Origin of the sequence: Peribacillus sp. NPDC060253 (assembly GCF_042727425.1) — a bacterium.
Lineage (GTDB): Bacteria > Bacillota > Bacilli > Bacillales > DSM-1321 > Peribacillus.
Map to the genome: position 1 here is coordinate 18,540 of NZ_JBHXAS010000044.1, position 18,822 is coordinate 37,361.

Consider the following 18,822-nt stretch of genomic DNA (forward strand, 5'->3'; position numbering starts at 1 on the left):
GGCTGTTTGTAATTTTTTAGGAAGAATGTTTATTCCAAGAAAATGGGGGTATTTAAAAAGCAAGCACAGTTGTTTTGCTCTAGTAGGGCAGCTGACATTCTCATTTCCCCCTTTGACGCCGGTTGGGCTATCCAACCGGCAATTTTTTTGGGTTTAACAATTTAAAACCAAAAAAATAACAAGGATGATTATTCAGATTTTTCACTTTTCAGCATTAACGATATAATGGATATATATATTTTTATTTTACGAGAATGGAGGAAATCATATGGAATTACATTTGAACAAGAAAAATGCTTTGATTTTAGCTTCAAGCCAAGGTTTGGGGAAGGCGATAGCAGCAGAATTGGTTAAAGAAGGAGCAAATGTCATGCTTGCCAGCCGTGATGGAGAAAAGCTTGCCGACGTGCAAAGGGAGTTAGCGCAGCTTGGGGCGGGTAAAGTTGCATATAAGGCAACGGATATAACAAAAACGGAAGATATTAAAAGCTTGGTTGAGGAAACAGCTGCAGAGTTCGGCAGTATCGACATTCTTATTAATAACGCCGGAGGTCCTCCAGGGGGATCATTTACAGATTTCAATGATGAAGATTGGCAACAATCTTTTGAACTTAATTTACTAAGCTACATCAGGACAATCCGTGAGAGCCTGCCCCACCTAAAAAAACAGGGCGGTAAAATCATCAATATTGCATCTTCATCCATCAAGGAACCGATTCCGGGACTGATATTATCGAATACATTCCGGACTGCAATTGTTGGATTGTCAAAGACGTTGGCTACTGAGTTAGCTCCAGATCAGATTTTGATCAATACAGTTGCTCCTGGCAGGATCGCCACAGACCGCGTTCAGCACCTTGATAATATGAATGCAGAGAAACAAGGGGTCACTCCTGAGGTGATCACTGAACAAGCCATTAATAAAATCCCTCTTGGGCGGTACGGGGAACCTGAGGAATTTGCTAGGTTCGTTACTTTCCTTGTTTCGGGTGCCAATACATATTTAACGGGCCAGTCGTATTTAGTAGACGGAGGAATGGTAAAATCAATTTAAGGGTTATTTTCCACATAATGATTGGGAGGAATTTGCAGTGAAGCAATCGAACGAAGCAATCGGATTCATAGGTTTAGGGGTCATGGGGAAAAGCATGGCCAGAAATCTGCTTAAGGCAGGATATGAGGTATTTGTTTATACAAGGACGAAAGATAAGGCAAGCGATCTGCTGCAACTGGGAGCAAAGTGGGTAAAGGCACCTAAGGACATCGCACAGAACGCTAATGTAATCATTTCCATGGTAGGGTATCCTAGCGATGTTGAAGAAATTTACCTAGGAGACGATGGGCTTATCGAGAATGGGAAAGCGGGTACCTATTTAATCGATATGACGACCTCCACTCCATCTTTGGCTGTGAAAATAGCCGAGGAAGCCAAGAAAAAAGGAATGGAATCATTGGATGCACCTGTTTCAGGTGGAGATATCGGTGCACGTGATGCGAAGCTTACGATCATGGTCGGCGGTGATAGCGAGGCGTTCGAAGCGGTACGTCCCATTTTTGAAATCATGGGCAGTAATGTAGTCCATCAAGGCCCGGCTGGATCTGGACAGCATACGAAAATGTGCAATCAAATCGCCATAGCATCCAATATGATCGGAGTAACTGAAGCGATTTCTTATGCCAAAAAGGCGGGATTGGATCCATACCGCGTTCTGCAAAGTATTTCATCAGGTTCTGCTGGAAGCTGGTCACTGTCCAATCTAGTGCCGCGTATGGTCAAAGGGGATTTTGAACCAGGCTTTTATATCAAGCATTTCATTAAGGATATGAAGATCGCACTTGATGAAGCAGAAAGAATGGGAATGGATGCGCCAGGATTAAGCCTGAGCAAATCCTTATATGAAGGCCTGGCAGAAGCTGGGGAGGAAAATAGCGGCACCCAGGCGTTATATAAACACTATAATTAAGTGCTACCGTTCCTTTTTCATGAATAAGCTGATAGCGACAGCCTTTACAAAAAGGAGTGATCGTTATGGGTGAATTCGATGACATCAATATGAAATTTCAGGAATTGGAAGATGGTCGATATATTGTCAGGATTGAAGGTTTTAAACGCGAAAAAACCATTCATCAAACTAAGCCCATACGTTGGGATCTTAAATTAATGAATGAAAGTCCGCTAATCTTGCCGGTGAAATTCAGTCATATCGAAACGAATGCCGGTTTCCAAATCCTGATGCGCGAATTGAAAAGTTTAGGTCTTTCAAAACCGCGCTCCTCAAAGGAATTTGAAGATGTGATGGCCGATTTACTTGGATCCATTGTTGAAGTGAGCCTTACCACGACAAATAAGGAAGAAGGATATCGGGAAATTCGTTTTTTACGTAGATTGTATTAGCAGTATCTAGCATGGTGAAAAAGAAATTTTGGGAAATGGAAAAAGCGGCCTTCAATGATTCTATTGAAGGCCACTTTTTTTTTCGATTAACCTTAAGCTAAAAAAGCTTCAATTCGATTCAAAGCTTTTTCCAAGGTTTCCATGGAATAGGCATAAGATATCCTGAAGTACCCTTCGCCGAGAGGAGAGAACGCGTCTCCAGGGACTACAGCCACTTTTTCCTGTTTAACGAGCTTGAGGCAAAAGTCAAGAGAAGAGGTATACCCTTCAGGAAGCTTTATAAAGAAGTAAAAGGCACCATTTGGCTTGACTATTTCCAAATTCATTGCTTGTAAGCGATTGTATACATATTCTCGTCTCCTTGCATACTCGTTCTTCATCGGAATGGCATCATCCTTGCCCGCTGTCAATGCAGCCAAGGCAGCTCTCTGAGATATGGAAGAGGCACAAGTTACATTGTATTGATGGACCTTCAGGATATGCAAAGAGATGGATTTAGGCGCAAACAGAAGGCCAATTCTCCACCCTGTCATGGAATGAGACTTGGACAAACCATTCAGGACGATGGTTTGTTCTTTTAAGAATGTGGCAATCGATACATGTTCCTGATCAAATACAAGTTCACTGTATATCTCATCAGCCAATATGAAGATGTCCTTGCCCCGTACGAGTTCGGCAATATCCAATAATTCTTCGGCAGATAATGTGACCCCAGTCGGATTCGATGGATATGGCAAAACGATGCAACGCGTTTGATCAGTTATGTATTTTTCAATAATATCTGCCGTCAAACGAAATCCATTTTTGGTTGTATCGGCATAGATGGGAGCTGCACCGCACATTTTAATGATGGGTTCGTATCCTGGATATACCGGTCCTGGTAATATAACTTCATTCCCAGGGACGAGGATCGTTCGGAATGTAATATCAATGCCTTCACTAGCACCAGAGGTCACTATGACTTCATCGGCTGGATCGTAGGTTAGTTTGTATTTATCCTTAATATATTCCGATGCTGCTTCCCTTAATTCGAGATAGCCGGCATTGTGAGTATAAACGGTATAATCATGATCAATGGCTTGTTTTGCCGCTTCTTTAATATGTATTGGAGTTGGAAAGTCTGGCTGTCCGATCGTTAAAGAAATGGTGCCTTCGATATCAGCTACCATATTGTAGAATTTACGGATTCCTGATATTTGAACGTCTTTTACTAGAGGGTTAACTAAATGCTCCATCTATGAATATCCTCCCTTTTCAAACTTCATGAGCTTATGTACTATGTTTGACGGATCCATTCTATTTTATCATTTAGTTTGGATGAGGGAGAAATACTTTTTGAGATTAATGAATTAAAGGTATAATGAAAGATAAGAAAACTTTGAGGGTTGATACATATGATAAGGACTTGTGCGATAACTTCAAACCAAGAAGTCAGTTTTGATTTACCGCTATTAGAAATGAATAATCCGGATATCGAGTGGTATTGGGTTGATTTTTCCAACCCGACAAACAAGGAAATCGAACTTTTATCCACTCATTTTCACTTTCATCCGCTGGCAATAGAAGACTGCCTGGATGACTTTAACCAACGCCCTAAAATGGATTTTTATGAAAACTATCAATTTCTTGTGATACATGCTCTTAGGCAAAAGGTATTTAGAGCCGTTGAATTGGATATGTTTGTTGGAGAAAAATGGATAATCACTTTTCATAAGGAAGAAATGCCTGAAGTTGAAAAGGTGTGGGAAGAAATTTCTGGAAATAAAATGTTGAAGCAGGGTCCCTTTTTCTTGATGCACAGGCTAATTGACAGGATCGTCGATGAATTTTTCCCTCCTGTTTATAAAATGGAGAGCGAATTGGGGAGCATTGAGGACAATACTGAAAATGAAACGATAAACGACCTGATGGATCAGCTATTCGATTTGCGTACGGATATGTCAAGGCTCCGCCGGACCATTTTACCGATGCGTGATTTGTTGTACAGAATGATTTCATCTGAGCGTCTCAATTATTTAAAAGATCAGCACCTTTATTTTAATGATGTGTACGATCATCTTCTTAAATTGACTGAAATGCTGGAATCCTATCGAGATTTCTCCTCCGATATCCGGGATAGTTATTTGTCTGTGAACTCTAATAATATGAATTCAACGATGATGACTTTGACTGTCATCACTACCATTTTCATGCCGCTGACTTTCATAGTAGGTGTATATGGGATGAATTTTGAAAATATGCCTGAGTTAAATTGGCACTATGGCTATTTCCTCATCCTTGGATTGATGGGTGGAATTGCCTTGATGATGTTTTTATACTTTGTTAAAAAAGGTTGGCTCAATCCAAGGAAAAGATCGCGAAAGAACTGAAAACAGGGCGGATTTTGGTTGGGCTTTGGCCCGCCCATCATTGCTGGAAGCATCATATGGATACCCGCTGGAATCGTATCCTATCGGTTTTTGAGAGTATCTTTTGAAGTCGCCCCACGACATCAGTGGCTAAAATACTCCTGGATTTAAAGTGACGAATTTAAAAGGAGGACGAATAGGGTTTGTAAGGGCTGCAGTGCGGTATATAGCGACGATCCGGCATGTCTATACAATGTCGGTTAAATCGTGGAGTTTGTTTCATTGAAGAAACAAACTCCACGATATGGTTTCCGCGACGTTGGTAGCCGAACAAAAAAGGGGGCTTGATAGAGGCTCCTTTTTTTGTTTGGTTGAAGAGCTAATTTAATAAATAGTCCCTTCTTATTCTTTTTTTTCCTTTGCCCTAAACAAAAGACATAAGTAACCGAATTATTAGGTATGAGTTCATAGATAAAATCATGATAGGCCTAGTTAACTGACAAGCAGGATTTTCTGCTTTAGTAAAATGGTTTATGGAACTAAAATTGAAAAAGTAAGAGAAGGGCGAGATGAACCAATGGAAGCAAACAAAGGGATATTATTGGAAAGTGGAACGAATGAGCTGGAGATAGTGGAATTCGGCATCGGAAAGAATAAATTCGGCATTAACGTAATCAAGGTGAAGGAAATCATTAATCCTGTACCCATCACACTTGTCCCTCATTCCCATTCAAATGTTGAGGGGATCATAGAGCTCCGCGGAGAAGTCCTGCCTGTTGTGAATGTGGCGGATGCTCTAGGGTTTCCTCCATCTGAAACTCCTGAGCAGGATAAGTTCATTGTCGCGGAATTCAATCAGCAAAAAGTGGTTTTCCATGTACATACGGTTACACAGATACACCGTATTTCGTGGTCCCAAATCGAAAAGCCATCGGATATGTATCAAGGACTGGAAAGTCAGATTATCGGGGTCATAAAATTAAATGGTGAAATGTTACTGTTACTCGATTTTGAAAAAATAGTGGTCGAAATCAATCCGGAATCGGGTATAAACATCCAGCAGGTTAAAAAGCTCGGCAACCGGCAAAACTCAGACAAGAGAATCCTGATTGCAGAAGATTCCCCATTATTGAGAAGGCTGCTGTTTGATACATTGTCTGAGGCTGGATTCAAGTACTTGGAGTTTTATGAAAATGGTCTTGATGCCATGAATTATTTAGAGAATTTGATTGAATCTGGAAAAGTGGTCGAAGAAGTAGTGCAATTGGTGATTACTGATATTGAGATGCCTCAAATGGATGGTCATCATTTGACTAGAAGAATAAAGGAAAGTGGTGAGCTCTCAATATTGCCGGTCATTATTTTCTCTTCTTTGATTACGGATAGCTTGCGCCATAAGGGGCAGATCGTAGGGGCTGACGCACAAATCAGCAAACCTGAAATTGCGGAGCTTATAAAGTTGATAGACAGACTTGTATTATAAATGTGAAAACGGGCCGCTGAGGAATTACCTCAAGGCCCGTTTAATTTACCCTTAATACTTGGAACCTTTTCCCAAAAACGAGGATGGGAAGGGATTGTGAAAAGGTTGCTTGACAGAACTGCGTCCGTAAGCCCTTTTCTCGGTTTTGGTGGAGTTCGGTTGCTTTTCACCAGCTTGTCCAACGTAAGATTGGAGAATTTGTTTTGCCTTGGATAAAGACAACGCAGCTTTAGGGTTCCGTATGGATGCTGCCCGGCTGCCGAGGTGGGGTAGTTTTTTCAAATCTTCCTTAGTGGGAGGTAGATGAAAAACATATGATCCGCATTCTACAATCACGTCGGATTGTTGTGCTGCAAACCGAGGGTTATCAGAGAAATGAAGTCCAATCTTCTTCGCTTTTCCTTCTTGCATAAGCTTGCTTAATGCGAGCCTTTTTAAATTATATAAATTTTTAGGCTCCAACGCAGTCTTTGCATGTTTGTTAACAATAAACACGGCTTGGGCAAGGGAATTAATCGAAAACTCATCCCTTTCAGAATGTCCTTTCGTTTGGTTCATTATGGAAACTCCTTTTCTTAATAAGGTTAGAAGGAACGATGAAGCCTTCCTTCAATAAATACCTGTTTTTATATTGATTGATATAGAGACGGATGTGCTACTTTGGCTGATTATCGTAAAAAATATAAATGCATGTACATCTCTTCGGTATGTCAATCATTTCCCAACACTTTACCATCTATGCATTTCATATTATACCACTTCAAAATATATAAGAAAGTAAATTTCAATCAGACACCTTTTTGGAAAAGAAAAAGAAGGCGTTGAATGACGCCTTCGCCTTCTATCCGTTCCTTATCGATTGTATATATTGATATTTTCAGAAACTCCAGCCTGTGCGCCGAATTGTTGGGGGGAGCCCTGAAAACCTTGATATGGAGGGTAAGCAGGATAAGGAGGGTAAGCGGGAGGGTATGGAGGGTATGGCGCATAGAATGGTGGACGGTTATTGAATAACAATGGTCCAATAGCTAACCCTGCAACAAATGCTACAGGCGCTAATAGAGGAAAGAAAGGAAAGAATCGCTCGTCATTCCAATATTCTGGATCATATTCATTCCTATATGCATTTCTATATTCGTTCTGGAGCATTATGGTTTGTGGATAGTGGTAGTAAGGAAAATACTGTGATTGCATAATTAGCCTCCTTTTTTTTCAAATTCTTTATATAGTATGGTTTTTTTTTCGAAAAGAGCCTGTTTCATCTTAATCTGTTATAATGAATCTACTTGTGAGAAAAATTTGAGGTGACTACAATGGGCCGGTTTAAAAGCATTTTTGCCGTTGGAATTGGAGGAGCAGTGGGAGCTTTATTGCGTTATTGCATAATCTTGACGACTGACCATTCCTTCTTCCCGTTTGGTACCCTCTTAATAAATATAGTAGGCAGCTTTTTACTTGGATTGATAAACGGCTATTTCGCCTCGAAAAAGAAATCGCTTATTTTTTTAGCATGGGGCAGCGGGTTTTGTGGAGGTTTCACTACGATGTCTACGTTTTCCCAAGAAATGGTGAATTTACTACAGACATCGATGCTATATGCAGGTCTGTATCTTGGGGCCACGCTTTTATTTGGTTTGGTTGCAGGATTTCTTGGACTGGGCCTTTTTAATAGACGGAGAGGTGAGACCCTTTGATTTCTGTTCTATCAGTTTTTATCGGAGGCTTTCTTGGTGCTGCCTCTAGGTATGTTTTACAGAATATTTTTAATAGGCTATTGCCAGCTGGTTCAATACCTATTAGTATTTTACTGATTAACCTTATTGGTTCTTTCGGTTTGGGAATTGTCTTTCCTAAGGAAGAAAGCTGGGCTTTCTCTTTACAAGCATTTGTGGCAATAGGTTTCTTCGGAGCCTTTACGACCTTTTCCACATTCAGTATGGAAACACTCGAACTTATTGGAAAACACCGTTACATAGATAGCCTTATCTATGTAACGGTGTCGGTTTTAGGTTGTATCGGCACTTTTCTGTGTGGTTACTTAAGTATGGTATAACCTAGTCCCACTTACCACCGATCATTGGTAAATAAAACCTGGTTTTCTCAATTATACTTCTAATGCTATAATTCTTAAGAATCCATTATAAAATGATACATGGAAACAAGTTGTTTTTCGTTGCACAGGTTTTGTTAATAAGTCTGGCAGTTTTCCCCTGTGTTCTTTTCCTATCTTTTTTCTGCCTTGAATTCGTAAACCGTTAACTCAGGGCGTGAAAGAAAGCGATATGGAAGACGGGTAGTGCCAAGACCTCTATTAACATGTAACGTTAACGAATCAATTTCATACGTGCCTTCACGGTACTTTTCAGCGTATGGGGGTGTGACAAGGGCTCCGGCGAACGGAATTTGTACTTGTCCACCATGACTGTGACCGCTTATTTGATACTGGATATCGTAAGTACTTGATGTGTCCGCTAGGTCAGGGGCATGTGAGAGCATAATGGTAAACGCTTCTTCTGGAATGCCTTCAAGGGCTTTTTCAAAATCGGGTTTTCCAAGCATTGCATCATCAATACCTGCTATGAATATTTCTTCAGCCGTTAATAAGGAAATCTTGGTGGAGGTATTTTGCAACATGGTAAAGTGGGATTTCTTCATGATATCGCTGTAAATTTCAGAGCCATATCCCCCATGATCGTGGTTACCGTAGATGCTGAACTTTCCAAGTGGCGCTTTGAGCTGATTCAAAACAGAAGGGATTTTCTGTTGAGACTCATATTTGTTAGGCTGGTCCATTAAATCTCCGGTAAATAAAATAACATCCGGATCCAGTTGGTTTATCTTATTGACAATTGCTTGTAAATCTTTAAGCTGAAATTGAAAGCCTAAATGCGTATCACTGAATTGGATCATTTTCATGCCATGAAAACCTTTAGGGATAAGAGGATGGCTGATTACCATATGCTTGGTTTCTAACCACTTAGGCTCCAAATTATGGGCATAATAGTTTCCGCCAATACCTAAACCCGTTACGGTAGCCAATGCACCGAGGCTTTTTTTTAGAAATGTTCTTCTGGATATGGGTTTATTCAAATTAATCAACCTATCTAATAATAAAATGTTACTTCCTCATACTAACAAACAATATACATAAAATGAAGAAAATAGCTTCTATACGCATATGCAAAACATGTAAACTGGTGTTTAATGAAACCTTATCCGGTTTGAAATTGAACATCTATACGGAGGTAACATGATGACCGAACCAATGTTTATTACACTGATTATACTTCTATGCGCTATTGCGCTTTTTATACAAGGAAAATTTCGCGCTGATTTAATTGCACTTAGTGCACTATCCATACTAGGGTTACTTGGAATACTTACATTGGATGAACTTGTGGCCGCTTTTGCGAATCAAGTGGTAATTATGCTGGCAGGACTATTTATCGTAGGTGCCGGCCTGTTAAATACAGGAATCGTGGAAAAGGCAGGAAATAAGTTGTTAGGTTTATGTGGGGGCAGTGAATGGAAATCGCTGCTTATCGTCATGCTGACGGCTGGAATATTAAGTGCATTTTTAAGCGGCACAGGAATTGTTTCCATTCTGCTTCCACTTGTTATGAGCATGGCTTTACGACAAAAAACAAGTCCGACAAGGTATTTATTGCCTCTTGCCTATGCGAGCAGTATTGGCGGACTATTAACACTTACTGGTACGCCCTCCAATATGATCGTTGCTGATGTTTTAAGGCAAAACGGTATCGTTACATTATCATTTTTTGACTTTACACCAATCGGCTTAATTGCTTTTGCAGCAGGTTTATTCTTCATGTTGACACTTGGCCGCCTGTTGCTGCCGGAGAAAACGATTGCCGCGAACAATAGTGTCAAGGGATTGTCGGCAGGAGAGCTTGCCGGCATGTATAAAGTGTATGATCGATTGCACTATCTGCATATACCCGCCTCTTCCGATATTGTGGGAGAAAGGCTGTCGGATCTTCAGCTACCTATCCAGTATGAATTGACTTTAATTGAAATTCAGCGGAAGCCAAAGGATAAGCAGTTGCCGCTGTTGCAAAGACAGCTGACGATTTCAGCAAGAGCGGATGAAGTGCTGCATCCTGATGATATCATTTTGGTGTTTGGAGAAGAAGAAGCTGTTGAGAGATTGGCACTTAACTATGAACTGGAGTTCAAACATTTCAATACAGAACAAATAAAAAAACATTTTCTTAGCAGTAGATTTGGTTTGACGGAAATATTGATCGTTCCGAATTCCGATTATGAAAATCAAACCTTGATCGATGTACATTTCCGAGAGAAATACCAATGTAATGTGCTTGCGATCAATCGCAATGGTGAATATATTCAAGCGGATGTCGGGACGGAACGACTAAAACCCGGCGATGCAATCCTGATACATGGAGAATGGGAGAACATTGAAAGGATTTCCTCTGATTTGCAGGACGTCATCGTTATTGGAAGTACCTCGGAGGATGGCTCACCTGTCCAATCAAAGGGCAAAGCATGGATTGCTTTGGGCATCACTGCATTGATGGTCGTTCTTTTGTCGATCGAATCCATCCCTGCTATGCTATCGGTATTGACGGCCGCATTGTTGATGGTGATCACAGGCTGTGTCCGTTCAATGGAAGATGCATACCAAAAGATTAACTGGGAACCTGTTTTATTAATTGCATCTATGTTTGGAATTACGGCTGCCCTTGATAATACGGGTGGTGTGAGAATGATAAGTGATTGGCTTGCCGTTATATTCAGTAATATCGGGGCACATGGTACATTAGCCGTCTTTTATCTCCTGACACTGATCCTGAGTCAATTCATCCCGTATGGAGCGGCGGTGGTTATCATGACGCCCATTGCCCTGACATCCGCAGTAAATCAAGGAATCGATCCTCTTCCTGTGTTTCTATGCCTTGCTGTTGCTGGCAGTTTGGCGTTATCCACACCTAGGGTTGCCACAACCAACGCTCTTGTCATGACAGCTGGTGATTACAAGTATAAGGATTTCATCATGATCGGGATATCCATACAGATCTTCATTGGCGTTATCATGGTCATCACGATTCCATGGTTCTTCCCTTTCTGAAAGCTAAAGGCATTGTTCCATTTGTGGACAATGCCTTTTTCCATGAGAGATTCATTAAGAGGAGTGGTTGATGGAGGAATTTTTAAAGGGCTGAAAAAAGATGTATAGTATAGGAATTTAAATTATTTATTATCAATGCTAGAAACTAATGGTATAATTTTTCATATGTGTGTTTCGTAATTAGGGGGAAGATGCATCATGGATACAGAAAAGATATTAAAGAATTTAGACAGGGTGACACCATTCTTTCAACCGATTTTCAGTGCAGATCAACATCAGGTAATCGGATATGAAATTTTAGGGCGCTACGAGGAACAATCTGAATATAAAAGCCTTGGCTCTTTTTTTCACGATTCTACTGTGCCCGAAGAGTATAGGGTGGAAGTGGATAATTACGTTCTTGAAATAGCCTTGGAAAGAATAAAAGACTATGGTGAAGATTTTCTTATATTTATTAACAGAGATCCAAATTTGCTTATGCTGGATCATGGCGAGGAATTCATGGAGATTTTACATCGTCATTTTCAACCTGAGGAAATGCACCGGATTGTGCTGGAATTATCAGACACAATCAGTCCGGAGAACTTTGATCCTTTACAGCATGTGCTCGCTTATTTTAAAACATATGGTATTAAAATAGCTTTCGATCATTTAGGACAAGATACGCAATTGGACCGAATTGCGCAGATTTCCCCGAATATTTTAAAAGTTAACCTGGACCAGCTTCGCATTTCTGGTGGAGATGCCTATCAGGTCATCTTGTTTTCTCTAAGCATGCTTGCACGTAAAATCGGCGCAAATTTACTATTTGAGAACATTGAGTCCGAATACCAGCTTCGCTTTGCATGGAAGAACGGGGGACGGTATTATCAAGGGTATTTTTTGGCGAAACCGGCAGGCGAGTTCATTAATAAAGATTTACTTCGTGAAAAGTTCCATCAAGAATGTCAGTCCTTCATTTCACTTGAAACCAAGAAGCTTGAAGCCGTTTATCAAAAGACTTTGCAATTCAATGAAAATATGCAAACCTTCTTAAAGCAGCAAAAGAGTGTAGGTTCCCATGAAGAGTTTATCGGTATTTTAGCGAAAAAGTTGGATTCCATATGTTTTCGTCTTTATATTTGTGATGAAGAGGGGTATCAAAAATCACCCAATATCCTTCAAAAGGACGGGCAATGGTTAGTCCAACCGAGTTATATGAATAAAAATTGGAGCTGGAGACCTTATTTTCTCGAAAATATAGTAAAGATGCGCAATGAGAAAAAAGGAATTTTATCCGATTTATATAGTGATATCGAATCGGGCGAAACCATCAGGACCTTTTCATATCCTCTTAATAATAAGGAATACATTTTCTTTGATCTTTCTTATAGTTATTTATATGAAAATGACGCACTTTTATAGAAAAACATCCATGCATATAATCGCTCGAAATGTGTAACGATAAGCAGAAATGACGCGCTTGGAGGAGACATATTTTGAGCACCTACATTTGGATATTACTCATAATCGTAACAATCACGGCTTTATATTTGCTCTATTATACTTATTCAGTAGCAAGGGCACAGAAAGTGAAAGCGAGATATGATTCAACTCTTGATGATTCTGTTAAGGAACACCCTTATTTAAAAAACCCGGTATTCGTTTCTCTTTTTGTTGGAACGATTTTGGTTGCCGGTTTTATTTTTTACTATGCATTTCAATAAATGTAAGAAGGAGATTTCACTTCCATGGAATCTTCTTTTTTTATTGTGAAGAAAAATCATCTGTAGCAGGATCTCATAAGACATTGGCATTTTGTAGTTTGGCTTTGTTCTGGACGGGTATTGAAATACATAGGCAGTAATAGGAACCATTAGGAGATAAATACTATAACTAGGAGCTGATAGGAATGAGTAAATATTTAGTTGCATGTCTAGCCAGTGTTCTTCTTTTTTTAGGAGGCGGGTTCACAGCTTCAGCGGAGGGCCTACATAGAGAGGAAGTATTTTCTTTAGTACAAGATGCAATGGATAATCAAGGCTCGATCAGTGAGGAAATACGGACGAAAGAGGCGATTAAAGGGAAGTTGGATAAACATTTCACAGATGATTTCATCGAAAAGTTTGTTCAAGCTAATGTAGTGAAAGTCGATGGCGGGTATACTGCATTTGGATCGGATTTTGCACCCTATTATATCCCATTTTTCAGTTACGATGAGAATACAGAAGTTGTATATGGGAAAAATGGAGAATTCATTTATGTTCAGGAAGAATTCCAAGAATCTGGGGACGGCCCTGTATCAATGGAAAAACATGTTGAATCAGTGACATTGAAAAAAGAAAATGGTGTTTGGAAGGTAAATAACGTAAAGTATGAAAAGTGAAAAAATGAAATGAGGTTTTTTAAAGGGAAGCCCGTCAAAGTTGAGAACATGGAGAGCGAAAACAATAAGTCTAGAGGAGGGTAGCCTTCTCTAGACTTTTTGTTATATATTCAGTTCCTTTTTTATTTCGTCAAGTTCAAACCCAATAATGGCTTTCCCATCGATGACGACCGTTGGTGTGGAATAAGCGCCATATTTATTCGTTAGTTCTTTACGTGCATGTCCATCTGCTTTAATATCTTTTTCTTTGTATACGACATTATTATCATCAAAGAACATTTTCATGATTTTGCAGGGAGGGCAATCAGGCTGGGTATAAAGCGTAACGTCTTTCATTTCATTCCTCCATGTTTGCTTTAGGTATGGTTTACTTTCTCATTATAGAGAAAGCCAAGACATTTGAATAGGAAAAAAACTTGAAGACTATTCTACTTTTTACTGTCCTGTTTTACCAGATAATCTATCAATCCCATGGAACAAACCTTTAAGTCCATGGCGATGATTTCAAAAACAGGATGGTCAGATGTAATTCCTTTTTCCCCTAAATGAACCGTGACCTCCGTGAAAAGATTTTTACTGGTTGCTGCGACCTGTTCCTCAAAGGAGTTATAATCCCTATATGCCGATTTTGCAGTCTCGACGAATTTAGGCAACCAGTAATGAAGCTGTTTATATACTTCATTTGGATTTTCCGACACTCCGTAATGGCCAAAATATATCCGCTCGACGCCGAGGCTTTCATACAATTTTGCTGCGGCAAGCATTGCTTCAGGATTAAATTGATTTGGTGATGTGGATGGTAAATAAAATTCCAAACCGTCATCATCGAGTTCACGATAGTAGATACCTACGGTGTCACCTGAAAATATCCCTTTAGAAACGGAATCGTAAATGCTTAAATGATGGTTTGCGTGCCCTGGGGTGTCATAAAAAATCAACGAGGAATTATCGCTGATTTGTAGGGTTTCCCTATCATGTTTAGTCATCATTCTTTCAAATGGTATAGGTAAAATCGGATTGAATAGCTCGTTGAATTCTTCGCCATAGACAGCTTTGGCCCCTGCGATCAAACGTGTTGGATCTTCAAGATGCCTTGCTCCTTTTGGATGAACGATCACTTTGGCGTTCGGGCAATGTTGTAAAAAAAGTCCAGCTCCACCTGCATGGTCCAAATGAATATGGGTAAGAATGATAGATGTAATATCCTCGAGGGCGATTCCCAGCTCATTTAGCCCTTTTATTAAATGGGGGATGGAAGGGCTGGCGGAAGTTTCAACTAAAGTGATGTCTGTATCTGCAATTACATATGTTCCTGTTCGATTTCTTCTATCCAAATCAAAACCGTCAATTAAAGAAATGCGATAACCAAGTTCACTAATGTTTTGCAATGGAATCTACCTCCAGAAAATTTTTCATGTACAAAATCCATTCCTTATTTTATTCTGTTAATAGTGCCATGTAAAGAATGAAGTTTTAAATTATTCTGAATTTATTTCAGCGTGGATACTGGATAGAAAAGTGTGGTATAGTGAAACCTATCGAAAAGGTTTTATTCAGAAAGGAGAGGGAGTATGTCTCAATTACAGGGCATTCTTACCAGATTGAAAAGTCTTCAAGAGCAAGCAAAGGAATCTGAATCTGCTCAACGTTTTTTTGAAATAGATGGTGTGAAAAAGTGCCAAGTTACATATTTCAGCAAAACAGAAATGTTCGAGCTTGAAGTATACAGTGATAAAGGGAAATCATCAAAATATCAATTCGATAATATTGATATGATTACCATTGAAATCTTTGATCTTCTTCAATCCTAAAAAAAATCACGAAAAGCCGACTTCCTTTTGGAAGCGGCTTTTTATTTTATATGAAGCCGTTCCCTTTTCACTTTTTGAATGAAGAAGTGATTTTAACGACATCTTATTAATTGGAGGGATGTAAATGAAAAATCCAATGGTAATATGCCCTGCTTGCGGTGAGGAAAGGGAAATGGAACATGTATTGACGGCACAATCCAACCAAAATGTGATTTATCAATGCCCGGAATGCGGTTTTAAACAGGTTAACATTAAAACTAGTAAGGGATAAGGATCTCTTGCGAAAATCCCACAGTTTGGGATTTTTATTGGTCTAGGAATGAGCCTTTTCTGCTTACATATGTTAAACTATAGAAAGAGCTGTATATAAAAACATATGGTAAGGGGTTTTAACATGATCGGTACTCATGATGGGGATTTATTGGAATCCAGCGTTAAAGATTTAATGATTTCTTCTGAACGCGTGGCCCACGTGCAGGTAACCAATAATTTAGAACATGCGCTATTGGTATTGACAAAGAGTGGATATACGGCCATTCCTGTTTTAGATCCGATGTATAAATTGCATGGCTTAATTAGCACACCAGTCATTCTTGATTCAATCTTGGGACTGGAACGAATTGAATTTGATAATCTTGAGAATAAAAAAGTTTCGGAAATAATGAATATAGACATACCTCGCCTGCATATTGAGGATACATTGACTAAGGGTGTGGAATTGTTAATAGATCATCCTTTTGTCTGTGTGGAGAATGACGATCATGTATTTGAAGGTATCTTAACGAGAAGAGCAATCTTGAAAAAGGTATTTAAACAAAATACAGCTGAATGAATATGCATGGCTAAACATTATGGGTAACCTCACGACTCGCCAATTGGCGAGTTTTCTTTTTTTACATATTTATTCCAGGTGTAGGTAAAACCTATAAACTGCTATTGCAAATTTGGAAAGGATGCGAAAATTGGTACAAGCAGTGGATCGTACAAAAGTACAGAATAAAAAATTGAAACGTCCATTCATTTTAGCTGCCATCATGTTGGCTATGTTTATGAATGCTATTGAAGGAACGATCGTTTCGACAGCCATGCCGGCGATTGTAAGTGATTTGGGAGGTTTTTCTCTTTACAGCTGGGTGTTTTCAGGTTATTTGTTAATGAATGCCGTGACAGTCTTGATATATGGAAAGTTATCCGATATTTTGGGGAGAAAACCTGTTTTATTATTCGGAATCGTTGTTTTCTTAATTGGCTCCCTTCTTTGTGGCATTGCCAATTCCATGACTGAACTCATTATTTATCGCTTCGTACAAGGCTTTGGGGCGGGGGCTGTAGCTCCTGTAGCTTCCACGATTGTAGGTGATATCTATAAAAATGAAGAGCGGGCACGCGTTCAAGGGTATCTATCAAGTGTATGGGGCATTTCTGCGGTCATGGGGCCGGCTTTAGGCGGCTTGCTTGTTGAGTCCCTTACTTGGAAGCTTGTATTCTGGGTGAATATACCTCTGGGCTTACTATCTTTTATTGGGATTTGGCTTTTCCTTCACGAAAATATCGAAAAGAAAAAACGTGAGATCGATTACCTGGGTGCGACGCTACTGACTTTATCCATATCTACTCTTATGGTGATCCTTGTAGAAGGAGGGGTAAAATGGCCATGGGCTTCAACTCCGGTCATTTCCTTAGTATCAGTGGCCATCATCGCCTTTATTATGTTTATTCTTCAGGAAAAGAAAGCAGCCGAACCGATGATGCCATTTGAAATCTGGCAGGAGCGCTCCATCTTGATCGCAAATCTTGTTTCTCTGACAACTGGGATAATGATGATTGGATTGTCGAGTTTTCTTCCAACATTCGTTCAGGGTGTGATGGAACGTTCGCCAACTGTAGCTGGTTTTACATTGACGGCCATGTCAATTGGCTGGCCAATCGCATCGATGATTTCAGGCAGGTTATTGATGAAAATAGGTTTCAAATCGACTTCACTGCTTGGAGGGGGGGCATTGATCCTTGGGAGCATAATACTAGTATGGATGAAGCCAGAAGCAGGGCCGATTATGGCTGCCATGGGATCTTTCTTTGTGGGAGTGGGGATGGGATTGACTTCGACTTCATTCCTAGTCGTCATTCAGAAAACTGTCAGCTGGGAACGCAGGGGGATTGCGACAGCATCTAATATGTTCATGCGTAATTTAGGAAATACGGTAGGCGCTGCTTTACTTGGAGGAATCATGAATACGAGACTTCAAGCCTATTTAAACGAGCACGCACCAGCAGGCTCGGGGGTGACGATTGATACGGCAAATAAACTGTTGAACAGTGAAGAACGCAGGTTGCTTCCTGAAGATGTAGTAAAGGTTTTACAGGAAGGACTCACCCTGTCTCTACAGACGATTTATATCATCGTTCTAATCTTCTCTGTAATCAGCTTCATATTACTAACGAGACTAAGAAAGAATCATTAGCGAAAGGAGAAAAAGGCAGTCTAATAAAAGAGCTCGCCTTTACTTCTTTTGTTAAGGAAATACGACGCGGATGATCAATTGAATCAATAAGGCGATCGTGACCATATGTAAAATGAATTTCAACTGTCGAGTAGAAATTTTCTGAGCCACACGTAAGGCTAGCTGTGATCCGATAAGGGAACCGATCGTGTAATAAATGGCAATCTCCCATGCGATGTTACCGGCAATGAAATAGGTGATAAATGCAGCTGTACAGCTGATGAAAGTTTGAAATCTGGTAAAGGCCAGGGATTGAAGGTAAGTGGCTCCATTTCTTAAAAAGGTATACATAAGCATGGTGGCCTGTCCTGGTCCGAACATTCCGTCGTAAACACTGATTCCGAATAGGGATGGATACACTCTTTTTGGAAGGTGCCAAATCGGTTCAGTAGAGGGTTTTGGTTTCTTGATGAAGTTCATGATCAAAGCGATCGACAAAAGGCAGATGGCTAACAAATTCATCATCTTTTCAGAGAATGAATTAGCAAGCAGACCACCACAAAAACCACCGAGTAAGGCAAAGGGGATCAATTTGAGTGCATCCTTCAGTTTTAACTGTTTTTTCTTGAATAAAATATAAAAACTGGAAAAAGAAGAAAACATATTCGAAAACTTGACGGAACCAATAACCTGGTGGATCGGTAACCCTATCAATAGGAGAGATGGCATGCCAATAAGACCGCCGCTGCCAGCCAAGGTGCCTACAAAGGATGCTGCAAAACTGATGACCAGCAATAAAATGATCGTCAATGGATATCACTCCTTTTCTTTTCCCTTGTATTATAAGCGGACTTTGTTGATAATTAAAT

At 39.9% G+C, this 18,822-nt stretch carries 22 protein-coding genes; 15 read left to right on the plus strand and 7 right to left on the minus strand.

Going from position 1 to position 18,822, the window contains the following annotated elements; genetic code table 11:
• Positions 1–268: 268 nt before the first annotated feature.
• The 3 genes from ACFWE9_RS13375 (at position 269) to ACFWE9_RS13385 (ending at position 2,395) form a co-directional block, all read left to right on the plus strand.
• On the plus strand, positions 269–1,054 hold the full coding sequence (locus ACFWE9_RS13375; protein WP_230157560.1) for an SDR family oxidoreductase: 786 nt from the start codon (positions 269–271) through the stop codon (positions 1,052–1,054).
• A gap of 37 nt (positions 1,055–1,091) precedes the next feature.
• Complete coding sequence (locus ACFWE9_RS13380) at positions 1,092–1,964, plus strand: NAD(P)-dependent oxidoreductase (protein WP_377357146.1); 873 nt, start codon at positions 1,092–1,094, stop codon at positions 1,962–1,964.
• A 65-nt stretch (positions 1,965–2,029) separates the two neighbouring features.
• Positions 2,030–2,395, plus strand: coding sequence for a hypothetical protein (locus ACFWE9_RS13385; RefSeq protein WP_230157559.1), 366 nt, complete (start codon positions 2,030–2,032; stop codon positions 2,393–2,395).
• Between the two features lie 92 nt (positions 2,396–2,487).
• Here the strand turns inward: ACFWE9_RS13385 and ACFWE9_RS13390 are convergent, their stop codons facing one another.
• Positions 2,488–3,630 (minus strand): aminotransferase A, encoded by a 1,143-nt coding sequence (locus ACFWE9_RS13390; protein ID WP_377357148.1) that lies wholly within the window; start codon positions 3,628–3,630, stop codon positions 2,488–2,490.
• Between the two features lie 159 nt (positions 3,631–3,789).
• On the opposite strand from ACFWE9_RS13390, the gene corA reads away from it, so the two are divergent.
• A complete protein-coding gene (gene corA / locus ACFWE9_RS13395) occupies positions 3,790–4,764 on the plus strand; it encodes a magnesium/cobalt transporter CorA (protein WP_230157556.1) in 975 nt (324 codons plus the stop codon).
• Positions 4,765–5,320: 556 nt separating this feature from the next.
• Positions 5,321–6,226, plus strand: a complete 906-nt coding sequence (locus tag ACFWE9_RS13400; RefSeq protein WP_377357150.1) for a chemotaxis protein — start codon at positions 5,321–5,323, stop codon at positions 6,224–6,226.
• A 51-nt stretch (positions 6,227–6,277) separates the two neighbouring features.
• Here ACFWE9_RS13400 and ACFWE9_RS13405 read toward each other — a convergent pair whose 3' ends face one another.
• Positions 6,278–6,784: a YkyB family protein gene (locus ACFWE9_RS13405; protein ID WP_230157555.1), complete on the minus strand. Its 507-nt coding sequence runs from the start codon at positions 6,782–6,784 to the stop codon at positions 6,278–6,280.
• 294 nt (positions 6,785–7,078) lie between these two features.
• Complete coding sequence (locus ACFWE9_RS13410; RefSeq protein ID WP_377357152.1) at positions 7,079–7,420, minus strand: hypothetical protein; 342 nt, start codon at positions 7,418–7,420, stop codon at positions 7,079–7,081.
• A gap of 119 nt (positions 7,421–7,539) precedes the next feature.
• Here ACFWE9_RS13410 and ACFWE9_RS13415 point away from each other — a divergent pair, with 119 nt between their 5' ends.
• Both ACFWE9_RS13415 and crcB read left to right on the plus strand, forming a co-directional pair.
• Positions 7,540–7,920, plus strand: a complete 381-nt coding sequence (locus ACFWE9_RS13415; RefSeq protein WP_230157553.1) for a fluoride efflux transporter FluC — start codon at positions 7,540–7,542, stop codon at positions 7,918–7,920.
• Positions 7,917–8,279 carry a fluoride efflux transporter CrcB gene (gene crcB / locus ACFWE9_RS13420; protein WP_377357155.1) on the plus strand — a complete coding sequence of 121 codons (363 nt, stop codon included), beginning with the start codon at positions 7,917–7,919 and terminating at the stop codon, positions 8,277–8,279. The genes ACFWE9_RS13415 and crcB overlap by 4 nt, the downstream gene beginning before the upstream one ends.
• Positions 8,280–8,449: 170 nt before the next feature.
• Here crcB and ACFWE9_RS13425 read toward each other — a convergent pair whose 3' ends face one another.
• Positions 8,450–9,316 carry a metallophosphoesterase gene (locus ACFWE9_RS13425; RefSeq protein ID WP_377357157.1) on the minus strand — a complete coding sequence of 289 codons (867 nt, stop codon included), beginning with the start codon at positions 9,314–9,316 and terminating at the stop codon, positions 8,450–8,452.
• A 163-nt stretch (positions 9,317–9,479) separates the two neighbouring features.
• Between ACFWE9_RS13425 and ACFWE9_RS13430 the strand changes: the two genes are divergently transcribed.
• The 4 genes from ACFWE9_RS13430 to ACFWE9_RS13445 all read left to right on the plus strand — a co-directional run bounded on the left by ACFWE9_RS13430 (position 9,480) and on the right by ACFWE9_RS13445 (position 13,701).
• Complete coding sequence (locus ACFWE9_RS13430) at positions 9,480–11,336, plus strand: SLC13 family permease (RefSeq protein WP_377357160.1); 1,857 nt, start codon at positions 9,480–9,482, stop codon at positions 11,334–11,336.
• Positions 11,337–11,534: 198 nt separating this feature from the next.
• The gene (locus ACFWE9_RS13435; protein ID WP_230157548.1) at positions 11,535–12,740 is read left to right on the plus strand and encodes an EAL domain-containing protein; all 1,206 of its coding nucleotides are present in this window, start codon (positions 11,535–11,537) and stop codon (positions 12,738–12,740) included.
• Between the two features lie 74 nt (positions 12,741–12,814).
• Positions 12,815–13,042 carry a hypothetical protein gene (locus tag ACFWE9_RS13440; protein ID WP_230157546.1) on the plus strand — a complete coding sequence of 76 codons (228 nt, stop codon included), beginning with the start codon at positions 12,815–12,817 and terminating at the stop codon, positions 13,040–13,042.
• A 185-nt stretch (positions 13,043–13,227) separates the two neighbouring features.
• Entirely contained in the window at positions 13,228–13,701 is a 474-nt protein-coding gene (locus tag ACFWE9_RS13445) for a DUF3993 domain-containing protein (protein WP_377357163.1), read from the plus strand.
• 102 nt (positions 13,702–13,803) lie between these two features.
• On the opposite strand, the gene ACFWE9_RS13450 is transcribed toward ACFWE9_RS13445, so the two are convergent.
• A complete protein-coding gene (locus tag ACFWE9_RS13450) occupies positions 13,804–14,037 on the minus strand; it encodes a glutaredoxin family protein (protein WP_061462251.1) in 234 nt (77 codons plus the stop codon).
• A 92-nt stretch (positions 14,038–14,129) separates the two neighbouring features.
• Complete coding sequence (locus tag ACFWE9_RS13455) at positions 14,130–15,089, minus strand: MBL fold metallo-hydrolase (RefSeq protein ID WP_230157542.1); 960 nt, start codon at positions 15,087–15,089, stop codon at positions 14,130–14,132.
• Between the two features lie 183 nt (positions 15,090–15,272).
• Here ACFWE9_RS13455 and ACFWE9_RS13460 point away from each other — a divergent pair, with 183 nt between their 5' ends.
• From ACFWE9_RS13460 to ACFWE9_RS13475, 4 genes are all read left to right on the plus strand, one after another.
• Positions 15,273–15,512 carry a YkuJ family protein gene (locus ACFWE9_RS13460; protein WP_034314086.1) on the plus strand — a complete coding sequence of 80 codons (240 nt, stop codon included), beginning with the start codon at positions 15,273–15,275 and terminating at the stop codon, positions 15,510–15,512.
• A 124-nt stretch (positions 15,513–15,636) separates the two neighbouring features.
• A complete protein-coding gene (locus tag ACFWE9_RS13465) occupies positions 15,637–15,783 on the plus strand; it encodes a hypothetical protein (protein ID WP_230157541.1) in 147 nt (48 codons plus the stop codon).
• A gap of 123 nt (positions 15,784–15,906) precedes the next feature.
• Positions 15,907–16,344, plus strand: coding sequence for a cyclic-di-AMP-binding protein CbpB (cbpB, locus tag ACFWE9_RS13470; RefSeq protein WP_230157540.1), 438 nt, complete (start codon positions 15,907–15,909; stop codon positions 16,342–16,344).
• Positions 16,345–16,474: 130 nt separating this feature from the next.
• Positions 16,475–17,974, plus strand: coding sequence for an MDR family MFS transporter (locus ACFWE9_RS13475; protein WP_377357167.1), 1,500 nt, complete (start codon positions 16,475–16,477; stop codon positions 17,972–17,974).
• Between the two features lie 51 nt (positions 17,975–18,025).
• Here the strand turns inward: ACFWE9_RS13475 and ACFWE9_RS13480 are convergent, their stop codons facing one another.
• A complete protein-coding gene (locus tag ACFWE9_RS13480; RefSeq protein ID WP_230157538.1) occupies positions 18,026–18,763 on the minus strand; it encodes a sulfite exporter TauE/SafE family protein in 738 nt (245 codons plus the stop codon).
• Between the last annotated feature and the right edge of the window lie 59 nt (positions 18,764–18,822).

Bases quoted from the DNA above. Each gene is read 5' to 3' on its own strand.
- ACFWE9_RS13375 (WP_230157560.1), top strand. From the start codon at position 269: ATGGAATTACATTTGAACAAGAAAAATGCTTTGATTTTAGCTTCAAGC.
- corA (WP_230157556.1), top strand. From the start codon at position 3,790: ATGATAAGGACTTGTGCGATAACTTCAAACCAAGAAGTCAGTTTTGAT.
- ACFWE9_RS13410 (WP_377357152.1), bottom strand. From the start codon at position 7,420: ATGCAATCACAGTATTTTCCTTACTACCACTATCCACAAACCATAATG.
- ACFWE9_RS13460 (WP_034314086.1), top strand. From the start codon at position 15,273: ATGTCTCAATTACAGGGCATTCTTACCAGATTGAAAAGTCTTCAAGAG.
- ACFWE9_RS13385 (WP_230157559.1), top strand. From the start codon at position 2,030: ATGGGTGAATTCGATGACATCAATATGAAATTTCAGGAATTGGAAGAT.
- ACFWE9_RS13390 (WP_377357148.1), bottom strand. From the start codon at position 3,630: ATGGAGCATTTAGTTAACCCTCTAGTAAAAGACGTTCAAATATCAGGA.
- ACFWE9_RS13450 (WP_061462251.1), bottom strand. From the start codon at position 14,037: ATGAAAGACGTTACGCTTTATACCCAGCCTGATTGCCCTCCCTGCAAA.
- ACFWE9_RS13430 (WP_377357160.1), top strand. From the start codon at position 9,480: ATGACCGAACCAATGTTTATTACACTGATTATACTTCTATGCGCTATT.
- ACFWE9_RS13445 (WP_377357163.1), top strand. From the start codon at position 13,228: ATGAGTAAATATTTAGTTGCATGTCTAGCCAGTGTTCTTCTTTTTTTA.
- ACFWE9_RS13400 (WP_377357150.1), top strand. From the start codon at position 5,321: ATGGAAGCAAACAAAGGGATATTATTGGAAAGTGGAACGAATGAGCTG.
- ACFWE9_RS13405 (WP_230157555.1), bottom strand. From the start codon at position 6,784: ATGAACCAAACGAAAGGACATTCTGAAAGGGATGAGTTTTCGATTAAT.
- ACFWE9_RS13415 (WP_230157553.1), top strand. From the start codon at position 7,540: ATGGGCCGGTTTAAAAGCATTTTTGCCGTTGGAATTGGAGGAGCAGTG.
- ACFWE9_RS13435 (WP_230157548.1), top strand. From the start codon at position 11,535: ATGGATACAGAAAAGATATTAAAGAATTTAGACAGGGTGACACCATTC.
- cbpB (WP_230157540.1), top strand. From the start codon at position 15,907: ATGATCGGTACTCATGATGGGGATTTATTGGAATCCAGCGTTAAAGAT.
- ACFWE9_RS13465 (WP_230157541.1), top strand. From the start codon at position 15,637: ATGAAAAATCCAATGGTAATATGCCCTGCTTGCGGTGAGGAAAGGGAA.